Here is a 16,606-nt window from a genome sequence, read left to right as displayed (position 1 = left end):
GCCCTACTGCACAAACTCCAGCGATTCCTGGCGTACTGGATCGGCACCTGCCCCACCTGCCACCAGCACTACCCGACCTAACAAAGTACTACTAGGAGCTCGACGTACTGGTGCGCATCACTCGAAGGTGCACATTCAAGGGGAATCCTTCGATGAAGGTTGGCCGTCGGGACAACATGGGCGCCGGAGCCTCTTCAGGCCGCAGCCGTCGCCTGGCTCGTTGCCGTTAGCAACTGACAGATTCGACTCTACTGGCTGGACTTTGGCCTGACTCCCCCAGCCGAGAGTTTCGGCGAACCCCACGACTGTGCACACACGTGCGCCGCGCGATCCTGCCTTCCGGCCGCACGTTACCGGACGGTCCGCCAGCGAGGGACGGACGCACATCTGGTGGTCAGCCGTTGGCTGTTGATCGGTTGCCCAGCGGGCGCATTAGGGCCGTGCAGAGTTTCACCCTTGATTACCACCTTTGAGTGACGACCCCCTCGGCCACCACTCCTACGCTCGGGCGAGTACTGAGCGTCTGCCTGGACACCCGCGCCCGGCTTGGCGCGGTTCCGGCCTGTGATCGGACGTCATGGGCGGGGTCGACTTCGTCACGACCAACGCTTCCCGGATCGAGGTGGCCAGCATGAGCCTCGGCGGATTCGCAGACGACAGCACGTGCGGAACCGGCGCCGATGCACGCACTCAACGAAGCCATCTGCACATCGGTGGCGGGCGGCGTTACCTAGGTTGATGCTGCTGGCAACAACTATGGCGACGCCGGCAACATCGTGCCTGCCACCTACGACGAGGTAATCACCGTCAGTGCGCTGGCCGACTTCGACGGTCAGCCCAGCGGCCTCGGCGGCGCAACCTGCGTGTACGACGTGGACGACACGCTCGCCGCCTTCTCCAACCGGCACCGACATCGACCTGATCGCACCCGGACTATGCATCCGCTCGACGTGGAGGACGGCGGATACAACACGAACTCGAGCACATCGATTGCCAGCCCGAATGCGGCCGGCAGTGCCGCGCTCTACTTTGCGAACAACCCCGGTACCTTGCCTGCCACCGACACGTCCCGTCCTTCCCCATGGCCCACGGGTGGATAGAGACTACGCAGCCGTCGCCTGCGCAAGTCGGCGACCCGGTTCTGCCAGACTCGATCACCACCGCCTGGCGGTACACGCGGCTGCAGGCGTGCGTCCTGCACCTGATCCGCAAGACTTCGACGCTCTCGACCGCGATCTGCCGGCCGGTGTACACCGCGGCGAACGAGCGGCCGATCAGCTCGGGCTCGCGTTCCCGGTGTGGCGCCGCTGGGCACGGCTGCAACACGCCCTGTCCCAAGTCGCCGATGGCACCACGCTGACCGCCGCGGCGCACGACTCAGGGTTCGCCGACAGCGCCCACCTCACCCGCGCATGCCGCGCCATGTTCGGCATCACCCCGAGCCAAGCCATCACCGCACTGCGCCAGGGCTAGCGGATCTGTTCAAGCCCGACGACGAGCGCCTGGACCAGGCTGGCGGTCATGGGAACACTCCTCGCTGCCGCGGTGCGGTACGGCTACGCACCCGTGATGCTGCTTGGTATCAACGGCGCCGCGATCTGGCTGGCGGGATCCGGAGCCTCCAAAGCATGGATGCTCGGGCTGCTCGGCGCTGCGATCATGGTGTCGTTCACCGCCGAACGCGTGCTGCCGTACGAGCCGGACTGGAACCGCACCGCCGGTGACGCCGGGCGCGACATCGCGCACAGCGCGGTCAACGAGACGCTGATCTTGGCCACTGTCGCCGCCATCCCAGCACTGGCCGCGCTCGCGCCGGCCTTCGACATCTGGCCCGTCCAGTGGCCGTTTGCGCTGCAGGTCCTGGCCGCGATCCTCGCCGCCGATGCCGGCATCACCCTCGTCCACCTCGCCAGCCACAAGATCGGGCTGCTGTGGCGGTTCCACGCCGTACACCACTCCGTGAAACGGTTCTACGGACTCAATGGCCTGATGAAGCATCCGGTCCACCAGACCATCGAAATGACCGCCGGCGTCGTACCCCTGCTCATCCTCGGCCTGCCATCATCAGTCGCCGCCGTGCTCGCCGTCGCCGTCGCGGTGCAGTTGATGCTGCAGCACTCCAACGCCGACTACCGAGTCGGCCCACTGAAGCACGTTTTGGCGCTCAACGAGGGCCACCGCTTCCATCACCTCAAGTGGGCCGGGATCGGCGACGTCAACTTCGGCCTATTCACGCTCGTCTGGGACCACCTACTCGGCACCTACAGCTACAACCACGCACGCAAGTTCACCAGCGACCAACTCGGCATGGCCGCGAAACCCAACTACCCCATCGCCTACCTACCGCAGCTCGCCGAGCCGTTCCGGGCCTCAGGCGCCTGCCAATCCGAACCGGACTGGCCGCTCTCCCCCTCGTCGCTCGGTCTTGTGAGCCATCGAAGAGTGCACCAGTCAGACGGTCTTGAGGGGCATGAAGGACCATGATGGACAGATCGGGTAGGCGGTTCGCAGGGCGCCGGATGGTGGCGGTGTCGATGCTGGTGATGACGGCGGCTTTCGGCCTGAACTTCGCGGCCGGGCTGTTCTTCTCGCCGCTGTCGCAGCGCCACGGCTGGAGCGTCGGCGCGCTGAGCGTGGCGGCCGCGGCGAACACCGCGATCACCGGCCTCCTGCAACCGGTCGTCGGTCGGCTGGTCGACCGTGTCGGCCCGCGCCGGGTTCTGACCGTAGGGCTGGTACTGCTGGTCGCCTGCTACGCGTTGCTGGCATGCGTCAGGCAGCTGTGGCAGTTCCTGTTGGTGTATCCGCTGCTAGGCGGGGCCGGGTTCGCGGCCGCGGCGACGCTGGCGAACTCGGTGCTGGTGTCGCGCTGGTACGTGCGGGACCGCGCCCGGATGCTGGCTCGTAGCGCCGCCGGCATCAACCTCGGTCAGTTGCTCATCCTGCCTCTGGCTGGATGGCTGATCGTGGGCTACGGCACCGCAACGGCGTACCTCGCGCTTGGGGTCATGGTCGCGGTGACCGCGGTTCCCGCAGCGGCGCTACTACTGCGCGATGATCCCGCAACTCTCGGCCAGTTTCCCGACGGGGCCACGCATGATGTGTCCACCCGGCTCCTGAACAGCCCAGCGACCTCTGAAGGTCTGAAACGGCAGTACCGTCTCGCGCTGGCCTCATTCGGCCTGCACGCAATGAGCTTGTACTTCGTGCTCTTGCACCTGCCCAGCTACGTCGTCGATCTCGGCGGCGCCGTAGCCACCGGCGGCCAAGTCCTGGCCTGCGCGGCCGCAGCCAGCGCAGCGATGATGCCCGCCATCGGCCGACTGGCCGCTCGGTTCGGGCGCGAGACGCTGCTGCTGACCATGCACCTGCTCCGCGGCGCCGCGCTGCTCCTGGCCGCCGCATCCACCAGCGCATGGCCGCTGTTCGTCTTCGCCGTGCTCTTCGGACTCTCCTCGTTCCCCGTCATCCCGCTGACCATCGCCGTGCTCTCGACTGGGCGCGATCCAGCGACACTCGGCCGGATCATGGGCCGAATCTGGCTCGTACACCAGGCCTGCGCCGGCCTCGGCGTCCTGGCCGGCGGGCTCACCCGCGCCATGACCGGAACCTACCGCCCCTACTTCCTCGCCGCCGCCGCGCTCATGGCCACCAGCAGCCTCCTCATCCACCGCCTAACCGCGACAACACACATACAGGAACCACTGACCGACCCATGCCACCAGCCACCAGCACCCGCCAACACCTGACCAGCGACACCCGCCCGCTCACCCCACACCCATCAGAGAACGGAAATCGCCTAGGACCATCACGTCCCACACCGAAGGCAGGCCCACCGTGCATCACCGCACCGCCGTCGTCAACGGCCGCACCGTCTTCTACCGCGAGGCTGGCGACCCGGCGTCGCCGACGCTGGTCCTGCTGCACGGCTTCCCGACCGCGTCGCACATGTTCCGGCGGCTGATCATCGACCTCGCCGACTCCTACCACCTCATCGCCCCCGACCACATCGGCTTCGGCTACTCCGACGCCCCGGCGGTCGCCGAGTTCGAGTACTCCTTCGACAACCTCACAACTATCGCCCTCGGCCTGCTCGACCAGCTCGGCCTCGACCAGTTCGCCCTGTACCTCCAGGACTACGGCGCCCCGATCGGACTGCGGATCGCCTCCCGTCAACCAGACCGGGTCGCCGCGCTGATCGTGCAGTCCGGCAACGCCTACACCGAAGGGTTCACCCCGTTCTGGGACCTGCTGTTCGCCCACGCCAAGGACCGCGCCGGCAACGAGGCCGCGGTCCGCAAGCTGCTCGAGCTCGACGCGACCCGCTGGCAGTACACCCACGGCGTCCCCACCGACCGGCTGGACCGGCTCACCCCCTGGACGCTGGACCAGGCATTGCTGGACCGGCCCGGGAACAGGGAAGTCCAGCTGCAGCTGTTCTACGACTACCAGTTCATTGAGGCCGAGCTCAGCGAGTCGGGAGTGCGTGGTCAGGTCAGAACAGGCGGAGGCAGCGTCAAGGGCATCGCGGTCTCCCAGATGGGCGGTGCGGAACCTTCATCCTCGAGAGACCTCGACATGTGCCCAGCCACTGACACACCGACCACATCTGCACCAACTGTGCAGAGCCGCCAAGTCTCTCCTGACGAGAAAGTCGATGTCGATGGCAATGAACAGATCCACATCCGCTACCGACTGCGTAATGCTCTTCACCGAATGAGAGCTGCGGCACCGGATCGGCGTTCAGTCTTCGTTGATGAGGCCGTCGGCTGAGCCAGCAAGGCTACGGTGTGCTGTTCCGCGGCCAGGTGCCGCTGTCGTGATGAAGAAGGCGGTTCGCGTACCGGGCGTAAACGGCGGCTACGCGATGCAGTGCGGCCTCCTCGACGTACTCGTCGGGGCCGTGCGAGACCTCGAACAGGCCGGGGCCGTAACCGAAAGCGGGAATGCCGACTTGGTCATACCAGCGGGTGTCCAGACAACCCGCGCATAGCTCGAACCGCGCTGGTGCCCCGGTGACCTCGGTGACACACTCACCGAGCAGCACGGCGGCCGGATGATCGAGCGTGGTGCCGGCTGGCGCAGCGACCTGCGTGACATCAATCGTTACCTCGGCACCGGCCTGCAGCGCCGCTTCGGAGATCAATCGGGTGATGCGGGTCAGCTCGGCCTCGACGTCCTCCTCGGGATTGAACCGACCGTCCACGGTGAAGTATGTCGAGCCCGGGACGACATTGAAGTTCGACCCGCCGCCGGACTTGCCGCCGATTACGACCATCGAGCCAGGGGCCTCGCCTGGACTGACCCGGTACGCCGTGCGCCGGTCACTCATTTCCTCCGCATAGGCCTCCAGCGGTGCCGCCACCTTGAGCATGTGCAGGAAGGAGTTGACCCCCTTGAATGCCTGCCCAACATGACTCGAACGGCCGTGTACGGTCACCCGCAACGACAACGCGCCCTTTGCCGCGTTCCAGATCACCTCGCCGCTCTGCTCGGCGGTGAGCATCGCCAGTGCGCGCGGATCGATCAGACCTGCGTGGCGCAGGTACCCGGACCCGACAGTGCTGCCGGTCTCCTCGTCACAGACCAGGTGAATGACGATCCGACCGTCCTCCGGCAGTCCCGATGCCCTGGCCGCCGCAGCCCCGTAAAGCATGCTGACGATGCCACCCTTCATGTCTGCGGTGCCGCGCCCGGTGATGCGGCCGCCGCCGCGCACCGCGGTGAACTGTGCTGGGTCCTGCGCCGGGACGACGTCGAAGTGCCCGTGGAAGTACACGATCCGGTCGCCGTCTCCGACAGCTCCCCGCACAACTCGGGCATCACCTGGCAGCACCAGGATCTCCGGGGCAAGGCCGAGACGGTCCATCGCGTCATGCAGTATCGCGGCGCACTCGGGCAGGCCGCGACCCGGCGGGTTCTCCGTCCGGCAGGCCACCAGCCTCGCCACCAGTTCGGCCATCTCGTCCGCGCGATCCTCGATCCACTCCATGGTCGGAAGGCTATGGCGGATCCGCCGGAAGATGGTTCCAACTTTCGCCTGCTCCAGCGCCCGAAATGGAAGACTTGTCGGTCATGGATCGGATCGACAGGCAGATTCTTGCGGAGCTCCAGCAGAACGGCCGGCTCACGGTCACCGAGCTGGCGGACAGGATCGGGTTGAGCCTGTCACCCTGCCACCGTCGGCTGCGCGAACTGGAGCGCACCGGCGTGATCACCGGGTACCGAGCACTGGTAGACCCGCAGGCGGTCGGGCTCGGATTCGAAGCGCTGGTGTTCGTCACCATGGGGCAGGAGGACCGCGACACGCTGCTCGGGTTCGAGGACGCGGTGACCCGGATTCCGAACGTGCTGCAGGCACAGCGGCTGTTCGGTGATCCGGACTACCTGCTACGGGTCGTCACTGCCGACCTCGAGGCTTACGCGAACCTCGAAGACGACGTGCTCGCCGCACTGCCCGGCGTAAAGCGGCTCACCTCCACGCTCGTGATGAAGCTGGTAGTTAGCGAGCGGCCGGTACCCGTCTGATCACTCATGGACACACCGGTGTGCGCGTCCGCGGCGACGACGACTTCGGTGTCGCCAGCGTGTCTACACTTCCGCCTCGGGCTGGTCCACGACGAGTCAGCGGATTATGCCGGCTGATCTATTGTGGAGCTCAATCGCTGCGCCATCAGTTCGGCTGGCTGGTCATGCACCTCCGGGTTGGTGTCGAGACGCCGCCGATGCGGGCGGGCCCTGCGGCGGTCGCCTGATGGTGCGTCTCGAACGGGCGACAGTCGCTGCGCGCATCAGCGTTGCGGCGCTTCTCGCGAGATCGTCGACGACGCACGGCCGAGACGATCCGTGATCCCCACGAACACTCTGTCAACGACGGCTGAAAACGGACCCTTTGGCGTCGGTTGAAAATGAGCCCCCTGCTGGTTGTCATGGTTGGTCCTCGGTGGCGGCGGGGATGCGGCCGAGGTCGTGGTTCTTGAGGCGGTAGGAGTCGCCCTTGAGGGCGATCACGTCGGCGTGGTGGACGAGGCGGTCGATCATCGCGGCGGCGACGGTGTCGTCGCCGAAGACCTCGCCCCAGCGGCCGAATTCCTTGTTGCTGGTCACGATCAGCGAGGCGCGTTCGTAGCGGGAGGAGACGAGCTGGAAGAACAGGTTGGCGGCCTGGTGCTCGAAGGGGATGTGTTGGGTCGGGGACGAGGCGCCGTGCACCGTTTCCGGTGTTGGTTTCCTTGTCCCCGCCCGCCGAACCGGACGCGCCCGTTGGCCAGGCATCCGGCTCTCCACGTGATCCGATGGGTCAGGCGAGCTATTCGCTGACCTGGCCGACGAAGGCCGCATCGTCGTGGCTGGTCCGGCGGAAGCGTGCTCCGTCGGGGTCGACCTCGTCGATGTTGTAAGGCGTGCTGATCTGCGTTCCGCGGAAGCGGTAGCGTTCGACCCGCATCTTCGCCGGGTTGTAGAGGACGAGTCCGCCCTCGGTGATGCGGTCGGCCCCGTAGTAGCGGCGCCGCAACTGTTTCCAGGTCAGGTGGGGGTGCTTGCGGCGGATCCACAGAAGCAGCCTCCACCACGCATACCAGCCGAGGTAGGAGAACGTCTTCTTCGATGCGCCGTAGCGGAAGTAGGCAGCCCAGCCCCGCAGGACCGGGTTGACCGTCCGCAGCACCTCCTCCAACGACAGCGATGTCGTACTTCGCCCCGTCAGTTTCTTGATCTTGTGCATCACCGACGCCAAGGCCTGCTTGGACGCGATGGTGAGCACGACGCGACGGCCGTCGCCCCAAGACCTGCGCTGGATGTGGAAGCCCAGGAAGACGAAACCGTCGTCGATGTGGGTGATATGGGTCTTCTCGTCCGACAGCGTCATCTTCAGCCTGCGGGCCACCAGCTCACCGATCTCGGCCTTGAGCGCCTCGGCCTCGGACTTCGTGCCGTGCACGAGCACGACGAAGTCGTCGGCGTAACGCACCAGCCGAAAGTTCGGCCGTCCCGTCCGGCGCCGATACTGCCGACGCCACGGCGGGCTCATCTCCTGGTCCCAGATCCGCGCGAAGTGCCGGTCCAGAACCGAGAGATAGATGTTGGCCAACAGCGGGGAGGCAACACCTCCTTGCGGAGTGCCCGTGAGGGTCTCCGCGAATCCACCATGCCTCTCGACAACCCCGGCCCGCAGAAACGCGCTGACCAGCCGCAGGACCTTGCGGTCCTTGACGCGTTCGCCCACCAGTTCCATCAAGACGTGGTGGTCGACATTGTCGAAGCAAGCCTTGATGTCGCCCTCGATGACCCATTCGTAGGTCGACGGCTTGCGGGTGAAGTGGTGGATCTCGGCGATGGCATCCTGGGCCCGACGCCCAGGCCGATACCCGTAACTGGACGGGTAGAAGTCGGCCTCGAAGATCGGCTCCAGGACCAGCTTGAGCGCCATCTGCGCGACCCGATCGCGCAGCGTCGGGATCCCCAGGTAACGGACCTTGCCGTTCTTCTTGGGGATCACCGCCTGCTCGACCGGCAGCGCCGTGAACGACCCGTCCCTGAGACAGCAGCGAAGCTCCTCCAGGAACGGAATCACACCCAGGCGTTCCTCGACGTGGAAGCGGGTAACCGCGTCCACGCCTGCTGTCCTGGCACCCCGGTTGCCGGACACCCGCTCCCAGGCCACCAACAGCGTGGCCCGGTCGCAGATCAAGTTGAATACATCATCGAACCGGCGGTCCGGCTCGTTCCTTGCCCATCGGTGCAGCTTGAGCTGGTGATCGAGTACCCGCTGCTCGGCCTCACGTATCCCTGGCCAAGCCGACGGCGCGTCGTTATTCAACAACGTTCCTTCCCGACAGCAGCGTCGCTGCCATCACGCTGTCGCCCTTCCCCATGTGACCGGCTTTCCCGGCCTCGGAGTACTACGGCGACTCCGCCACGATCTGGCGTCATCAGCGGGCGTCGCGCCTGCCCGCCGCCCGGCCGGCTGCCAGGCAGGGAGGGCGATGCCAGATCGCTTCCCACGTTCACTGAGGATCTCTGCGACGGCTTCGGTGCCCAGCTATACCCCGGCAGCATCGCCACGGACCGCACATCGCAGTCTTGGTCCGGGCCTCCCAACGCCCATCGGATGAAGGCGTGGGGAGAGGACAGGCCATCGGCTTCGGCACTGTCCAGCACTGCAAAGCGGCCCATCCACCAGATTCGGCAGGCCGCTGACGACTCACGAGACGTCAACCACTGGTTCAGTTTCCTTGCACCCATTCCGTCTTCGCTTGCGGGCACGAACCGTCTGGTGGTGCCGGTCCGTCCCTACGTTGTCGAGGCTGCTCCCGGCCTCACCCCCAACCCGGGGATCGGCCTGCCTCCAGCTTCAACCGGTCACTGCGATGACCGGCGGCGGACACCTCCTTCCGCGAGATCCATCAGCGCCTCGTGGCGCACAGCCGACCTCGTCGACGACCAGCAGGGGGTAGCGGCCCAGGCGGCGGAGCTCGTCTTGGAGCCGTCCGGTGGTGTGGTGTTCGGCGAGCCGGTCGACCCATTCGGCGGCGGTGGCGAACAGCACCCGGTGCCCGGCCTGGCAGGCACGGGTCGCGATCCCGGTGGCCAGGTGCGTCTTGCCGGTCCCGGGCGGGCCGAGGAACACGACGTTTTGTTTGCCGGCAATGAAGTCCAGGGTGCCCAGATGGGCGATCAGGTCGCGTTTGAGGCCGCGGGCGTGGTCGAAGTCGAACTCCTCCAGACTCTTGCGCGCCGGGAACCGGGCGGCGCGGATCCGGCCCTCACCGCCATGGGATTCCCGGGCTGAGACCTCGCGTTGCAGGCAGGCGGCCAGGAACTCCTCATGGGTCCAGGACTCGGTCCGGGCCCGGTCGGCCAACCGTGGGATCACCTCTCGCAGGGTCGGTGCCTTCAACGCCCTGGTCAGAAACGCCAACTCGGCGGTCACGTCGCGGCTTGCCTTGGCTGTGGTTCGCGTTGCCATCACGCCAGCTCACCTGGCCGTGATCCCGAATGCGGCGTCATAGACCGACAGGTCCCGACGCTCGACCACCACCGCGGTGGCAGTGACGGTGCGGCCGGGGTGCGCGTCGTCGCGCGGACCGCGGACGCGTGGTGGGCCAACCGCCGCGCCGTCTGACGGTGGGCTGGGTCGGTGATGGTTTGGTGCCGGGCCCAGCACCGCTGATGGCGTCCGACCACGGTCCCCGCGCAGGTGATCGTGACGCGGGCCAGATCTGCGACCACGTCGACGAACCGGCCCACCACGGCAGGGTCGACCGAGTAGTCGTTCGAGGCGACTCGCACGTAGTAGTCCCGCGGCAGCCGGACCCGGTTGGTCCACCCGATCGCCGGCGGTGCGGGCGGCAGGGCAAGCATCGCGTCCCGGTCCAAGGCCCACCGAGCGACCGGGGCGCAGCCGATCCGCCGGGACCACCGTGTGTTCGCCCCTGCCAGCCACTCGGTGAACTGGCGGTTGAAGTCCTCGGGGCCGCTGAACCCCCGGCCGGGCAGGAACGACGTCTCGAAGTAGCCGTTGTTCCGCTCGGTGATCCCCTTGGCTTCCGGATCGCGCGGGCGACACAGGTGCACCCCGATGCCCAGGCTGCCGCGGAAGGCCTCGAACTCGACCGTCAGACTCGGCCTGCCCCGGCGCCAGCAACCCACCGCGCCCTCGTTGTCCCACACCAGCTGGCGTGGCACCGCGCCGATGGCCTGGATCAGCTGCCAGTGCCCGGCGATCAGGTCCGGTGCCGTCCGGGACGGGATCATCACCGCCCACCGCATCCTGGAATAGCACGCCGTCGTCACCAGCACCGGCGGCGACCCGGCATGCCCGGCACCCAGCGGAACCAACACCGGCGGGAACCACAAGTCGCACTGCGCCCGGTGGCCCGAGTCGTACTCGGTGCGCGACGCCGGATCCGGCGGCAGGTAGTACGGCCGCAACGCCCGGACCCGATCCTTCAGCACCGTCAGCCCATGCGGCCACTCGAGCCGCTCGGCGATCACCGTGGCCGGCATCGTCGGCGTCTCGCGCAGCAACTCCCGGATCCGCGGCTCCACCGCGTCCACCACCGACCCCCGCGGCGGCCGCGAGTAAGCAGGCGGGCCATCGCTGGCCAACGCCCGCCGGACAGCGTTCCGCGAGATCCCCAGCTTCCTCGAGATCGCCTTGATCGCCATCCCCTCCGACCGGTGCAACCGGCGGATCTCAGCCCAGTCCTCCACTGTCATCACCCTTCACAGGGTCACGCAGGGGGTTCATTTTCAGCCGCCGATACAGGGTCACTCTTCACCCGACGTCGACACACTCGACCCGCCCGCCTCAGAGCCCGATCTCGATCCCCTTCTGCTCAGAACGGGCGGCCGCCCGTCCGCCTACTCGTCCTCCGCCTGACCACTGCGGCAGCGCACGGACAGGCACCGCAAACAGACCCGTGTCACCGGCCACCAGCGCCCGTCAACACCTGACCCTGCTGTGCCCGTCCGGTCACCGCCCACACATCACAGAACCGAATTCTCCGTGACCGGCACGGCCCACCGCACCGGCGAGGGGCTCGCCAGCCCGACACCGGCGCGCAATCTCGAACTGGCCGGAAGGCAGAACGAGGCGAGCGCGGCCCCCAGCCGGATCGGAGCCGGGCCCCAGCGGCGGGCTGCCGAACGGGAGAACGAGCGGGGCAGGTCGTCGGAACCGGGACAGGGCTGCTGCACGCGTGCGGGATTGGGTGATCGGGCCTGCCTGGCACCACGGCCCCAGTGCCCGCACGCATGCTGCACCGGGTCGATCGCCCATGCGGTAAGCAGCCTAGGTCTCAGCCGGCGGCCCAGCCCGGCTGGATGACTGCCTGAGGGGTGATGTCGAAGTCCTCGCTGACTGGCGCACGCAACCAGAACTGTGCTGGACCGGCATGGCGCGGCAGCCGGCGTTTGCCGCGAGCTGCGGCAGGCGTCGCCGGCGGGAGTTCTTCCAGCGCAAGACCCACCCGCAGATGCGGCCGGGTTCATCGCCCGCGCCCTGCTGGCCGGTGACCGTGCGGTGCAGCGGGCGTTCGAGCAGACCACCCGCTCGAGGTCGACCTGTTCGGCGTCAACAGAGCCAGCCGCCCAAGCAGCGGCGACAGCGCCGGGAACCGCAAGGGCGACCGGTGCGTCCGGTACCACGGGTGCACCCGGCGCGCCCAACTGCTGACGCCGCTCGACGGCGCGCACGACAAGCGCCTCACGCTCGTGACGCTCGCGAGGGTGGATGACGGCGTACGAGGCGGCCCTGGCCCGGCACGTTTGGCACCACGTGGGCGGCCGCGCGGAGAAGCACTACCTGCGCTACCTCGACCGCCCGGTTATCACCCTGTGTGACGTCGAACGACTCGCCGCAGGCATCGGGCTCCTCGACGACAACAAGTTCGACCAGGAGGGCTCGCAGGACTGACAGTCGACCGGGCGGCGGCCCGTACGGAGCAGCTCCTCAACCGCGCCATACGGGCCCCTGCTCTACGACTGATGGCTTCCTGACCCAACAGGAGACCGGGTGCCTCGGCCCGTCGCTGCACTGGGAGTTAGCGTGGCTAGTGCGGTGGGCGGCAAGCATGCGGCCACGGCTATGACCTGGCTTCACCGCAGGCCCGGCCGTGACCAGTTGTACCTGACGCCGGGCCTGCTTCCCGTCCCACCCCAACGTGCGAAGCGCACGGGGTCGGGCCGGCGATCCAAGATGGAGGTTTGTAATGGCGAAGATGACGTCGACGCGCAATCAGGGCATGCCATGGGTCCGTCACCGACTACCAACACATCGACTGATGGCCCACCTTCAGCCTTTCCGACACCTTCATCGTCGCCGGGTTCACAGTCCTCGCCACCCAGCTACCAACCCGGCGCGCCGAGGGACAACAGACACACACCGACGCCCACCCAGCCGGCGATCGGACACCCGCGGACCGTCGGAGAACAACAGTCCAACCAAGACGGCCCCGCACGGTCTCTCCTGGGAGATCGCCGCCGTGGCCCGACCCGAGAGCCGGCGACCATGACGCCCAGCTGGGCCGGGCGGGTCGATTACGCCCCTGGACGGATGACGTTCACCGGGGCGCTGGGCTCCGCCGGGCTCCATGCCCACGCTGCCGTGCAGGTGCTTGACCTGCAGACCGGCGCAGCCGTCCTGCGCGACCGCGCAGGACGAGAATGCCGGGTAACCGGAACCGCGGTTATCCCGACCATGATCGACCACGAGATCCTCGCTACCCCCGGCACGATCGGATCGATCACCTACCTCGACCCCAGCACGCCCGAGGCCACCGACCTCCGCGGCCGTGGTACAGACGTATCCGGCGCCGAGGCATGGATCTGTCCCGCCCCGGATTCGCTGCATGCGGCCGATGATCCAGCGCAGCTGCACCCAGTGTTACGGCTCGCACTCGACACCGCCGCCGGCATGATCAACGGTCCCCTGCCGCTGCCCGAGTTGGCAGCCGCAGTCGGGATGTCACCGAGCCGGCTCGGGCACCTGTTTCAAGAGCAGCTCGGACTCACGTTCCCGGTGTGGCGCCGCTGGGCACGGCTGCAACACGCCCTGTCCCAAGTCGCCGATGGCACCACGCTGACCGCCGCGGCGCACGACTCAGGGTTCGCCGACAGCGCCCACCTCACCCGCGCATGCCGCGCCATGTTCGGCATCACCCCGAGCCAAGCCATCACCGCACTGCGCCAGGGCTAGCGGATCTGTTCAAGCCCGACGACGAGCGCCTGGACCAGGCTGGCGGTCATGGGAACACTGCTAACGGCGCCCTCCAGCCGGGCTGTGGTCGGCGTGCCTGCACCACAACTCAGGCCACACATCATCCGCTACATCGGATACCTGCAAGCAGGATTCCCGCCGGGGCTGCACAGCGGCCTGCCCTCCAGCTACATGACCCTGATGATCAACCTGGGACCGCCAATCGAGGTCGCAAGCTCACCGGACCCACGCCAACCCGCGACCTCGCTGCAGGCCATGCTCTTCGGCCTGAACACGAGATCGGTCGTGTTCAAGCACGGTGGCAACGGGCTCGGCATCTCGGTAGATCTCAATCCCCTGGCGGCGCGTACTGTGCTCGGCCTGCCCGCCGGTGAGGTCATGAATACGGTGGTACATCTCGACGATATCCCTGGACTGGAAGGCAAGTTCCTGGTCGAACGTCTTCACGCGGCCTCGAGTTGGGCCTACAGATTCGCTGTGCTCGACGAGCACCTCACCGCCCTGCTCGACGATCGGGCACCCGCGCCCGCGGCAGAAGTCAGGTACGCCTGGCAACGGCTCACAACTGATCCTCCGGTCACCGACGTCGCCGACCTCGCCCGCGAAGTGGGGTGGAGCCGCAGATACCTGACCAGACGGTTCCATCAAGAGGCGGGCGTACCCCCACGCCAACTCCGCAGAATTGTCCGGCTGGAACGCTCGTCCGCTCTCATCGGCGCCCGCAACAGCCTAACGAGGGCGGCGATCGCTTCCCTGTCCGGCTACTACGACCAGGCCCATATGCTCCGCGAATGGCAGATACTGGCCGGTTGCACACCCTCACAGTGGCTAACCGAGCCGATGCCGTCGGTCACCTACGGGAACGCAGTCCCGTCGTGACATCCAGGTGAAGCACACCTGCGCGCAAGGCACGATCACAACGGTTGTTCCTCAGCCACAGGTAGGCACCGCATGGTTACATGCGCGGCCCGCGTACGTCGTCGAACCGATCAACAGACATCGTCGCCAACACCAGCAGTTGACCGATCTCGCCGTCCAGCGCGGCGACGTCGGTGCACGCAGCACCCGAGCCGCGTGATCCACCCCGACCTGCGCCTGCGGTAGTGCATAGCTTGCCGCGCGCCAATAGGCTGCGCCCGGGGTTCATCGCGACGAACTCGCCCCGTTCGCGGAACTGTTCGGTCTCGGCGTCGAGCCAGCCGGTGACGTCGGCGCTGGCGCGTGGCCCGGTACCTACCCGAGTAGCCCTTGGGTCGACATCGTCGCGGAACTCGCGGGGGTAGGGCTTTGGGACAGCAACATCCTTCCAGGCCCACCTCACGGCAAGCCAACTCAGATATCACCTATCCCTGCAGCAGACCCTACCCGTAGGTGTAGTTGCTGACGTAGAGATGCTCGCCATAGGACACGAAGCGCGCATCTCCGCGAGCACCATCACTGTCCCTTACAGCCTTCACCCAATGTGTGACGTTGTCGCCGTTCACGTCAGAAACGTCGAACGCGTACACGTTCCAATGCGTCGCGTGGGCCGGTGCCGATCATGGCGAAAGCTGCCGCTACTAACCCAATTTGTAGGCTCGTCTGAAGATGGTCCTCACATGTGGCTCCACAATGCTCATGTCAGTCTCTCGGTTAGGCTGACAACCGTCTATTTCGCAGAACGCTACACATGCTGCGGATGCCTGACTTGTACCGACGGAACCGGCCTCGCCGATGATGCGACCGCCTCCCCCGTGCCCGACGCCACTCGACGCCGACAGCTACCGAACCAAGGTCAGGTTGCCGCGGTCAACGGACCCGAGCCTGTTCGGATCGCATGTGACGCCCTGCGTGCGACCGGTATCCGGTCGATCCGCTGCGCCGCCGCACGAAACACCAGCAGATAACACCAGGACCGGCCGCCAGCGATTCGGTGATCGGATCGCTCCTGCCGCTCACCCAGGCGAAATCCACGCACGCCTGTCGCGGCCCTTTCGACGCCGGAGGTCGAGCTGCTGCCGGTCACTGTTAGCCAACCCGCTCACACCTGGTTAGAAGTCACGGTCCTCCGGCGTGCTCGACTGGTTTGACGAACCAGCTCGGCAGATGGCTCCAATTCATTGTTGGTGATAGGCGCGCATCAGTTCACCTGACGAGCACGGTGACGCATCCAGCGACCTGCCGATGCTCCCCGCCCGCTGTGTGCAGCGCCGTCCAAGCGGCTATAGCGTCGACGACATCGACGAGTCGGCGGATCGTGTCGTCGTCGGCCAGCTCACCCTTGTCGTCCATCAGCTCTCCGGCGTGTGGGATGAAGGGCATCGGAGAGGGCATGACCAAGCCCCCACCGGCAGCAGCATCTGCCGCAGCTGCGACTGCGCGATGCGGGTGGCGCAGGGGCCGGTGCTCGCGCCGATCACTGCCACCGGCTTGCCTATCAGCTGGTCGGAACGCCACAGCCAGTCGATCAGGTTCTTCGTCGACCCGGGAATGGACTGGTTTTACTCCGGCGTGGCCAGCAAGACGCCGTCCGCGCCCTCGACTGCCGTCCGCAGCGCGACGACCCCGCCAGGGAGGTCGCCCTCGAGGTCCTCGTCGAAACTCCGGCACCGACTTCAATCCTTGGTAGACCGTGAAGTCGACGCCGTCGGCGGCGGCCCGACCGGCCGCTCGCAGGACCGCGTGGTCGTGTGAGGCGCGGCGGAGGCTGCCGGAGATGCCGAGCAACTGTACCCTCATGCTGCCGGCTCCACGGCGACGGCGAAGACGGCGGCGATGTGGTCTGACGTCGGGCCGATGAGCCGGGGGTCGTAGAAAGTCGATCTGTCCCCTCGCGCGCAGCCACAGCTGGTCCTTGTGAACGGTGAGCCGCTCGCAGAACCGGTGCGACAGGTCGGGGTTCAG

The 16,606-nt window shown here is 67.0% G+C and carries 14 protein-coding genes and 3 pseudogenes; 9 read left to right on the top strand and 8 right to left on the bottom strand.

The features are described from left to right. Window positions 1-752: 752 nt before the first annotated feature. The 5 genes and pseudogenes from ACIBL3_RS44800 to ACIBL3_RS44780 form a co-directional block, all read left to right on the top strand. Window positions 753-1,100 (top strand): annotated as a pseudogene (locus ACIBL3_RS44800) (S8 family serine peptidase); the annotation flags it as partial. Window positions 1,101-1,188: 88 nt separating this feature from the next. Further along, window positions 1,189-1,473, top strand: coding sequence for a helix-turn-helix domain-containing protein (locus ACIBL3_RS44795; protein WP_396360125.1), 285 nt, complete (start codon window positions 1,189-1,191; stop codon window positions 1,471-1,473). Between the two features lie 48 nt (window positions 1,474-1,521). Next, window positions 1,522-2,484, top strand: coding sequence for a sterol desaturase family protein (locus ACIBL3_RS44790; RefSeq protein WP_396360123.1), 963 nt, complete (start codon window positions 1,522-1,524; stop codon window positions 2,482-2,484). Beyond that, window positions 2,484-3,749 (top strand): MFS transporter, encoded by a 1,266-nt coding sequence (locus ACIBL3_RS44785; RefSeq protein WP_396360121.1) that lies wholly within the window; start codon window positions 2,484-2,486, stop codon window positions 3,747-3,749. Before ACIBL3_RS44790 ends, ACIBL3_RS44785 begins: the two co-directional genes overlap by 1 nt. A gap of 88 nt (window positions 3,750-3,837) precedes the next feature. Further along, window positions 3,838-4,773, top strand: a complete 936-nt coding sequence (locus tag ACIBL3_RS44780; RefSeq protein ID WP_396360120.1) for an alpha/beta fold hydrolase — start codon at window positions 3,838-3,840, stop codon at window positions 4,771-4,773. A 10-nt stretch (window positions 4,774-4,783) separates the two neighbouring features. Here the strand turns inward: ACIBL3_RS44780 and ACIBL3_RS44775 are convergent, their stop codons facing one another. Further along, window positions 4,784-5,992 carry a M20/M25/M40 family metallo-hydrolase gene (locus tag ACIBL3_RS44775; protein ID WP_396360119.1) on the bottom strand — a complete coding sequence of 403 codons (1,209 nt, stop codon included), beginning with the start codon at window positions 5,990-5,992 and terminating at the stop codon, window positions 4,784-4,786. Window positions 5,993-6,075: 83 nt separating this feature from the next. Between ACIBL3_RS44775 and ACIBL3_RS44770 the strand changes: the two genes are divergently transcribed. Continuing rightward, a complete protein-coding gene (locus tag ACIBL3_RS44770) occupies window positions 6,076-6,528 on the top strand; it encodes an Lrp/AsnC family transcriptional regulator (RefSeq protein WP_396360118.1) in 453 nt (150 codons plus the stop codon). Window positions 6,529-6,927: 399 nt separating this feature from the next. On the opposite strand, the pseudogene ACIBL3_RS44765 reads toward ACIBL3_RS44770, so the two are convergent. From ACIBL3_RS44765 to ACIBL3_RS44745, 5 genes and pseudogenes are all read right to left on the bottom strand, one after another. Beyond that, window positions 6,928-7,185 (bottom strand): annotated as a pseudogene (locus ACIBL3_RS44765) (ATP-binding protein); the annotation flags it as partial. Window positions 7,186-7,309: 124 nt separating this feature from the next. Then, the gene (gene ltrA, locus ACIBL3_RS44760; protein WP_396360133.1) at window positions 7,310-8,665 is read right to left on the bottom strand and encodes a group II intron reverse transcriptase/maturase; all 1,356 of its coding nucleotides are present in this window, start codon (window positions 8,663-8,665) and stop codon (window positions 7,310-7,312) included. Window positions 8,666-9,355: 690 nt separating this feature from the next. Beyond that, window positions 9,356-9,970 carry an ATP-binding protein gene (locus ACIBL3_RS44755; RefSeq protein WP_396360117.1) on the bottom strand — a complete coding sequence of 205 codons (615 nt, stop codon included), beginning with the start codon at window positions 9,968-9,970 and terminating at the stop codon, window positions 9,356-9,358. Between the two features lie 9 nt (window positions 9,971-9,979). Then, window positions 9,980-11,226: pseudogene (gene istA, locus ACIBL3_RS44750) on the bottom strand (IS21 family transposase). 578 nt (window positions 11,227-11,804) lie between these two features. Beyond that, window positions 11,805-11,975: a hypothetical protein gene (locus ACIBL3_RS44745; RefSeq protein WP_396360116.1), complete on the bottom strand. Its 171-nt coding sequence runs from the start codon at window positions 11,973-11,975 to the stop codon at window positions 11,805-11,807. Window positions 11,976-12,238: 263 nt separating this feature from the next. Here ACIBL3_RS44745 and ACIBL3_RS44740 point away from each other — a divergent pair, with 263 nt between their 5' ends. The 3 genes from ACIBL3_RS44740 to ACIBL3_RS44730 all read left to right on the top strand — a co-directional run bounded on the left by ACIBL3_RS44740 (window position 12,239) and on the right by ACIBL3_RS44730 (window position 14,602). Then, on the top strand, window positions 12,239-12,421 hold the full coding sequence (locus ACIBL3_RS44740) for a hypothetical protein (protein WP_396360115.1): 183 nt from the start codon (window positions 12,239-12,241) through the stop codon (window positions 12,419-12,421). Window positions 12,422-13,060: 639 nt separating this feature from the next. Beyond that, window positions 13,061-13,702 carry a helix-turn-helix domain-containing protein gene (locus ACIBL3_RS44735; RefSeq protein WP_396360114.1) on the top strand — a complete coding sequence of 214 codons (642 nt, stop codon included), beginning with the start codon at window positions 13,061-13,063 and terminating at the stop codon, window positions 13,700-13,702. A 48-nt stretch (window positions 13,703-13,750) separates the two neighbouring features. Continuing rightward, complete coding sequence (locus ACIBL3_RS44730; RefSeq protein WP_396360113.1) at window positions 13,751-14,602, top strand: helix-turn-helix domain-containing protein; 852 nt, start codon at window positions 13,751-13,753, stop codon at window positions 14,600-14,602. A 1,245-nt stretch (window positions 14,603-15,847) separates the two neighbouring features. On the opposite strand, the gene ACIBL3_RS44725 is transcribed toward ACIBL3_RS44730, so the two are convergent. After that, window positions 15,848-16,024, bottom strand: coding sequence for a hypothetical protein (locus ACIBL3_RS44725; RefSeq protein WP_396360112.1), 177 nt, complete (start codon window positions 16,022-16,024; stop codon window positions 15,848-15,850). After that, window positions 15,994-16,194, bottom strand: coding sequence for an NADPH-dependent FMN reductase (locus ACIBL3_RS44720; protein WP_396360132.1), 201 nt, complete (start codon window positions 16,192-16,194; stop codon window positions 15,994-15,996). The genes ACIBL3_RS44725 and ACIBL3_RS44720 overlap by 31 nt, the downstream gene beginning before the upstream one ends. Window positions 16,195-16,606: the final 412 nt, after the last annotated feature.

The organism is Kribbella sp. NPDC050124 (genome assembly GCF_044460355.1).
Taxonomy (GTDB): domain Bacteria; phylum Actinomycetota; class Actinomycetes; order Propionibacteriales; family Kribbellaceae; genus Kribbella.
This window is presented reverse-complemented; position numbering and strand designations above follow the sequence as displayed.